This window comes from Ilyobacter sp. (assembly GCF_041583315.1).
Lineage (GTDB): Bacteria > Fusobacteriota > Fusobacteriia > Fusobacteriales > Fusobacteriaceae > Ilyobacter.
Genome location: NZ_JBFHGC010000128.1, coordinates 1 through 5,890, shown reverse-complemented (window position 1 = coordinate 5,890; position 5,890 = coordinate 1). Strand labels below are relative to the sequence as shown.

At 35.0% G+C, this 5,890-nt stretch carries 6 protein-coding genes; 2 read left to right on the top strand and 4 right to left on the bottom strand.

All coding sequences use genetic code 11. The annotated features are described in order from the left end of the window. Positions 1–193: 193 nt before the first annotated feature. Entirely contained in the window at positions 194–1,318 is a 1,125-nt protein-coding gene (dinB, locus tag ABZA26_RS05940) for a DNA polymerase IV (protein WP_372713600.1), read from the bottom strand. Between the two features lie 204 nt (positions 1,319–1,522). Between dinB and ABZA26_RS05935 the strand changes: the two genes are divergently transcribed. Next, positions 1,523–2,026, top strand: a complete 504-nt coding sequence (locus ABZA26_RS05935; protein ID WP_372713599.1) for a DUF1850 domain-containing protein — start codon at positions 1,523–1,525, stop codon at positions 2,024–2,026. A gap of 37 nt (positions 2,027–2,063) precedes the next feature. On the opposite strand, the gene ABZA26_RS05930 is transcribed toward ABZA26_RS05935, so the two are convergent. After that, positions 2,064–2,984 (bottom strand): DUF523 domain-containing protein, encoded by a 921-nt coding sequence (locus ABZA26_RS05930; protein ID WP_372713598.1) that lies wholly within the window; start codon positions 2,982–2,984, stop codon positions 2,064–2,066. Positions 2,985–3,018: 34 nt separating this feature from the next. Then, positions 3,019–4,398 carry a deoxyribodipyrimidine photo-lyase gene (locus ABZA26_RS05925; protein WP_372713596.1) on the bottom strand — a complete coding sequence of 460 codons (1,380 nt, stop codon included), beginning with the start codon at positions 4,396–4,398 and terminating at the stop codon, positions 3,019–3,021. 182 nt (positions 4,399–4,580) lie between these two features. On the opposite strand from ABZA26_RS05925, the gene ABZA26_RS05920 reads away from it, so the two are divergent. After that, on the top strand, positions 4,581–5,168 hold the full coding sequence (locus ABZA26_RS05920; protein WP_372713595.1) for a hypothetical protein: 588 nt from the start codon (positions 4,581–4,583) through the stop codon (positions 5,166–5,168). A gap of 37 nt (positions 5,169–5,205) precedes the next feature. Here ABZA26_RS05920 and ABZA26_RS05915 read toward each other — a convergent pair whose 3' ends face one another. After that, on the bottom strand, positions 5,206–5,406 hold the full coding sequence (locus tag ABZA26_RS05915; protein WP_372713594.1) for a cold-shock protein: 201 nt from the start codon (positions 5,404–5,406) through the stop codon (positions 5,206–5,208). Between the last annotated feature and the right edge of the window lie 484 nt (positions 5,407–5,890).

Here is a 5,890-nt window from a genome sequence, read left to right as displayed (position 1 = left end):
AATTGAAATCAATGAAATCCTTTGCAAACTGTTTTTTCAAAAAATCTCCCCCTGCTTTTATATAAAACTATAAAATTTAATCTTTATTTTCAACTTTAAAATTAACACTATATATATACTATCATTTTTTTAATTAAAATAAGTTTTATCTATTTTAATATTACTTTAATCTTTTAAAAAAAACAACTGTTTTCTAATTGTTTTTCTCTATTTTTTTTATCTTTTCCTTGAGAAGATCCACTCTGTTTTTCTTATTAAAAAGCTCCCTCTCAGAAAATGAAAGCTGTCTTATGGATTTCTGTACAAGATTTCCGAAAGATACCCCTAGAAGTTTTACCCTCATACTGTAGTCCACAGATTCATTTATATTCTCAAGGGTATTTTTCAGTATCTCTCTTGAGTCTGCTAGATTTTCCAGGGTTTTAGACCTTGTGATGGTCTTTCTGTTTTCAAATCTTACCTTTAGAGTCACCGTCTTACATAAAAGGTCTTTCCCCACTAACCTTTCATGTGTTTTATGAAAAATACTCTCTAGCTCTCTCTTTATTTCTACCTCTGATTCCAAAGGGTATCTAAAGGTATTTTCATTTCCAACTGAATGAATCTTCCTCTTATAATCCACCTGTCTGTTGTCCTCACCCATAGCTGAACAGTAGAGAAATTCTCCCCTGGATTTTCCAAAATAAGAAATGAGCTCATATAGAGAATAATTATGCACATCTCTCACCATTAGTATATTTCTCTCTCCAAGAAGCTCCTGAAATTTTTTGCCGACTCCCGGTATTATCTTTATATTTTTCCCGCTTATATATTCTACAAATTCCTGACTGTTATTAAATATATAATATCCTCCGGGCTTCTTGGCATCACTGGCAATCTTTGCCGAAAGTTTGTTGTACCCTATCCCCACAGAGCAGGTGAGGCCGGTATTTTTGTATATCCCCTTTTGAAACCTCCGGGCAAAATATTCTTTTGACGGATATCTCTTTACAAGTTCCGTTATATCCACATACCCCTCATCAGAAGCTATGAATTCCACTTTTTCTGTGAGTCTGGCCACCAGGTTTTTTATTTTTCTAGATACTTCCATATATTTCCCCATAGACACAGGAATCACAAGGAGGTGGTGGCAGAGCTTTCTGGCTTCCATCACAGGCATAGCAGACCTTACTCCAAATTTTCTGGCCTCATAGCTGGCAGTTGTTATTATGCTGTTTCCCACAACTATAGGCTTACCTTTTAGAGATGGATTATCCCTTATCTCAACCGAAGCATAAAAAGCATCCATATCATAATGAAGTATAGTTTTTTCTTTCATACTCTATCAACCCTTTTAAAATGTTGTTTTTTTTATTATATCTTACCATAATTATTCGGTGTCATATTTAGTTTTCTAGAGAATATATTTTTTAGTTTTCCTACATTAAAAGTTCTGGTTATGTTAATATATTTTAAAAGACCAAAACTTGTATGAAAATTAAAATTCTATCTGTTGAACCGACTATAAAAAAGGAGCATTAAAATGTCCATTATAAAAAAAATTACTGTACTATTATTAATTTTATTTTCTCTCTATACAACTTTATTTCATAAGAAAGCCTTGATAATAAAAGACCTTTCCAAAGGTTCTGTCATATTTGTAAAAGAAATAAATCCCGGTGATGAATTTACCATGAGATGGATGCATTCAGTTGAACTTCAGCCCTGGGAAGAAATTTTCAGAATTGATCCGGAATATAATATCATTTTAGACAGGACAAGATTCAAGTCATTTGGAGCTGGAGTCCCTGACTCTGCAGGAAACAAAACCGAAATCAAAGACGGCTATGTAATTTTTAGCGGGATAAACAGGATAATTCCCGACCTGAGGTATGGTATTTCTGACTTTGCAAAGCACACCTTTTATTTTAAAAATAAAGAATTAGAATTGTATAAAATTGTAGAGAACGGAAACGGTGTAAAAATAAACACAGTTCAGCTGAAAGTTTTTAAATATTACCTTTTAAAAATCAGATCCCTCGGTTAATTACAGCATCTTAAAATAAAAAAACTACAAGCCCTCTCTATCTAGAGGGGTTGTAGTTTACAGGTGAACTTCCAAAAATAAGGCCCTTATTTCTGGATTCTATTTCCACATGGATCATCTCTTCTGCAATATGCGTCATATTTCTTAGGGTTTCCGGAGGACACACATCCTCTATACTTATCCCCTTGGATTTCTTGAGGTGAATATAATTTTTCCACAGCCACTGTTTTACCCTTTTCACATCAGATGGCTTCCTCAAAATTTCCAGAATTTCTTTTTTCACCCCTGCCACAACTTCTTCTCCCACATTTTGCTTAAATCTCCCTATCCTGTTACCCAGTTCCCTTGCATTTTTTTCATCGAGCTCCTGACAAATAAATTTTAAAATATGCCAGACTTCATAGAGGTCTTTCACTTCAGTGACCTCTTGTTTTTTTAGCCAGACAAATGCAGTGAGTCTCCTCCTCCAGTCCCACCACTTTACAGGACTCTGAAGATCCTGGGCAGGTATCAGAAAGTAACCTCTGTTGAGGAGAAGGGCTCCGAATATCCCTGGCGGTTTTCCCAGTCGCTGGTTTTTAAGGGTTGTTCTGTATACCCCGCAGCTTGGACTTCCCTCCATGAAAATATAGGCATCCACTTCTGCTCTTTCAAGAGTTTCATAGCATGATAAAGCCCCTTTCCCCAGCATAGATGTGACATCCCTGCCCTCTCTGTTTTTCACCTTTGCATTTCCAAGCCAGAAATCCTCACCATTTCCCCCTATAAGTCTTATGGGAGATCTCGGGACCCCCATTCCACTCATTACTTCTGGACATACAGGACTCCACAAATAATTAGAACGTTCTCTGTGAAGGTATCCCAGCATCTCCCATCCCTTGCCATTATATCTAACCTTGGCTCCATACATACATGCAGACATACCTATTTTTATTTTTTCAGTATACAAATTTTCCATATTTGCCCCCTGTATTTCAAATTTTCTAAAAATATCACAGTCCCTCTATACGCTTTACATATTTATCAATATCAAATTTCCTCTTGAGTCCTGCTGAGTTCATATATCTTATTTTCCCGAAGATCTCCCTCTCTCTCCAGGCTCTGTCATGTTTTCCGAAACACCACGCCACACCTGTATAAGAATTTGGGTCTCTTCCGTCTATAAAATACTTATTATTAAGATAAATTGTCCTCTCATAGGCTTCTTTTGGAGTCTTGCTCCACTCAAAGATCTTTTTACACCAGTACATCCTCATGTATCCGTGCATAAATCCTGTGACCACCATCTCTTTCTGAGCCGTATTCCAGTATATATCATGGGTTTCTGCATCCTCAAGTTTTTTAATGCTATACAAATTTTCCCTTTTATCCTTTATATGCTTCTCCATGGTCTCATATGCCCATCCGTAAGTTATCCCTTCCCACTTATCATAACTGATATTATAGTATATAAAATTATGAGAAAGTTCCCTTCTTATTATGAGCTCCTCTATAAACCCATCTACACTTTCTTTATTGAGATCATTTTTAGATTTTAATAATTCCAAAGCTATCTCCACAGGGGATATATTTCCAAAATGGAGGTAAGGAGAAAGTTTTGAAACATTATCCTCTCCAGGATCGCTGTTTTTTTCACCATATCTATCCAGTTTATCCTCTATAAATTCATCCAGCCTTTTTCTGGCCTCTCTTTCTCCTCCGCAAAAAAATTCAGACCTGGAAACAGTTTTATCCAGTTTCATTTTTTTGAGAATTTTATTCACGTCCTCTATAGATTTATTCAGATTTTCCTCATAAAAACAGAATTTCTTCTTATAGCTCTTATTCACTAAGTATTTTATATTTTCAAAGTCATACAAAAATTCATCCAGCTGCCTCTTGATCTTTTCCCTTATTGTCCTTGCAGCGTATTCTTCCTTTTGTGAAGCTGTTTCCACTGGTACCACAAGGTTGGTGTCTATCTCTACAGCCTGGCACTCCACCTTTGAGCTTATTTCAGATCTCCACTTCTTTTGGATCTTCATGTATCCCTTATCACATACTAAAAGTGATGCCTCTTCTGAGGCCTTGACTACATTGGTAACCATATCTCCGTGAAGTATATAGAACTCTATTTTTCTCTCTGCCAGAGCCTCCTTCACATCCTTCAGTCCCTCTAGCATAAAGGCATAATGTCTTTCATTGGCCTCTGGATACCCGTCTACGAGATTAAAAATAACTATGAGAGGTCTTTTCATCTCATTGGCTTTCAGCACCCCGTATTCTAGGCAATGGTTGTATCTCGTTCTCTGACTTCCCTGCATCCAGTATAAAATATACTGACCCTTACTCTCTATGCATTTTTCATTTAAAAGTTTAAATCTTCTCTCCACTTTTCATCCCTCTTTGTTTTATGACTACTCTATCCTTATACAAAAAAATAAAGAAAAAATTTTTTTAAAGATTATTTTTTTAAGCAATTATCAGAATAAAGGAATTATTTAAAACTGTCAGAAAATTAGGTTGGATAATAAATTACAAATTTAAAATATCAGATAAAAAAAGGAGGATTTATATGAAACAGAATTATCAAGAGATCATATGTATCATAGACAGATCCGGATCTATGGAAACGATAAAGAGTGATGCCATCGGAGGATTCAATAGTTTTATAGAAGGACAGAGAAAGTTTGGTGGTGAAGCAGCTCTGACACTGGTTCTTTTCAATGACGATTACAAGGTTGTCTATGAAAGAAAAGATTTACAGACAGTACCTTTTCTAAATAGTGATACCTATGTTCCAGGCGGAACTACTGCCATGCTAGATGCCATCGGGAGAACTATAGATCGTGTCGGAGAAAGATTAAATGAAACACCTGAGGAAGACAGGCCTGAAAAGGTTATTGTATCAATTCTTACAGATGGTCTTGAAAATGCAAGCGAGGAATATACCTATGAACAAGTAGGAGCGAGAATAAAGCGCCAGCAGGAAAATTATAAGTGGGAATTCATATTTTTGGCCGCCAACCAGGATGCAGTTGCCTCTGCCAGCAGGATTTCAATTGATGAAAAAGATGCAGTTGATTTTGAAGCTACTCCTGACGGTATATGCAAGGCAATGTATTCTATGAACAAGATTATGTCTAATAAAAGAATGAAATAAAAAAAGCTGCCATTTAAGGCAGCTTTAATTTTTTTAATTATACAGTTTTGATGTTAGAAGCTTGAGGGCCTTTTTGACCTTTAGTGATTTCAAAAGTTACTTGCTCTCCCTCTTCTAGAGATTTGAATCCGTCTTTTTGAATTTCAGAAAAGTGTGCGAATACATCAGTTCCGTCCTCAGCAGTTATAAATCCAAAACCTTTTTCTCCATTAAACCATTTTACTGTTCCGTTTGCCATTTGTAATACCTCCATAAATTTTGTTTTGAAATTTAGAACAATCTTTAACTAAATCATTACAAAACTTACAAAGTATTGTACTAAAATTAGAAATAAATTTAATTCTTAATTACTACAAATATAATAACATATATTATAAAAATAGTAAAGATAAATATTAATAATAAGTTCCTTTGCTATTCACATAGATTAAAATACTGTTTGGGATTTAAAAAAACTCAAAGTATTTGGGAGCAAATTGGAATGACAACACTTAATTGTTTTTGAATTCGCTCCCTCTCTCTTTAGAAAATTTTGGTTTGCCCAAGATTTATTTTTATCCTTGGGGAGATCCATTTATTAAATTAACCCAAGTTGCTACTTCATATTTAAAAATGTATAGCCCATTAAAAATAATAGAATTTTGAGTTCAAAGCATTTAGAAGTGACACTATGGATAGACTTTGGCATCAATCTATTTATGGAACTTCCTACGGTTTCAATT